The sequence below is a fragment of the Streptococcus suis genome, from assembly GCF_002964045.1.
In the GTDB taxonomy this organism is placed as follows: Bacteria; Bacillota; Bacilli; order Lactobacillales; family Streptococcaceae; genus Streptococcus; species Streptococcus suis_U.
In genome coordinates, this window is sequence record NZ_POPB01000348.1 from 1 (window position 1) to 283 (window position 283).

1 pseudogene is annotated in these 283 nt (G+C 44.5%); it reads right to left on the reverse strand.

The annotated features are described in order from the left end of the window. Window positions 1-283 (reverse strand): annotated as a pseudogene (locus tag C1E99_RS08255) (DNA polymerase I); the annotation flags it as partial.

Sequence of the window (283 nt, forward strand, 5' to 3'; positions counted from 1 at the left end):
CATTTGCCAGTGGCAACTCCATGTCAAACAAAAGATCTAATTGCTGATTTTCTTCTAATTTGGTCAACATCGGCTCTTCTGTCTCAATCAAAACCTGAACCTTACGTGCCAAGTGTGGGAAAAAGATCTCGCGTTCTGGCAAGTCTAACTTAGCACCCTTGCCATAAATTGCCTCATCTGGAACAAGACTGGTCTGACCATAGAGGTTGGCAATGGTTGTTAGGGAATTGTCCTCAACGGTGGAAAGCAAGTATTTGGCTAGACGGCTATCGAAAGTAGCTGG